The 597-nt window shown below is 54.9% G+C and carries 1 protein-coding gene; it reads left to right on the forward strand.

Annotated features, from left to right (window positions below):
- Positions 1-366: 366 nt before the first annotated feature.
- The coding region (locus ABD169_RS16090) for a S24/S26 family peptidase (protein WP_486336009.1) at positions 367-597 on the forward strand (231 nt) is incomplete at its 3' end.

The raw sequence follows: 597 nt of genomic DNA on the forward strand, positions 1-597 counted from the left end.
GCGACCACTCGTGTACTCACCGGATGCCGCACGTAAATGGCTCAGCGAAAACACAACCGGTAAAGAGGCGGAAGACATTGCCCGTGAGGGCAGTCTTCCCGCCGAAGATTTCACATGGCACCCCGTCAGCCGGGCTGTTGGCAATCCCGGGAACCAGGGCCGGGAACTTATAGAGCCACTGACTTAGCAGACGGTGAGATACCCGGCATCGACTCACAGGGTTATGCACCGTTTCTGTGGATAACCCACTGCCTGTTTTATCTGCCAGAACAATAACCTGGCAGGAACAGGAAAAATTCTCCTTGCAGGACGGGAAATATCTTAAATAACACTGTATGTAAAAACAGGTATTTTAAGAGGTATGCCATGATCCTTTTTGTCACTCCCGCATCAGAGCCAGCACTGTCCACCGCACCACTTTTCACAGAGCGCTGTCCGGCTGGTTTTCCGTCACCGGCCGCGGACTATACCGAAGACGAACTGGATCTGAACGCCTACTGTATCCGTCGCCCCAGCGCGACCTACTTTGTCCGGGCCGGTGGCGGAAAACCAGCCGGACAGCGCTCTGTGAAAAGTGGTGCGGTGGACAGTGCTGGC

Source organism: Leucobacter iarius (genome assembly GCF_039530105.1).
GTDB lineage: Bacteria > Actinomycetota > Actinomycetes > Actinomycetales > Microbacteriaceae > Leucobacter > Leucobacter iarius.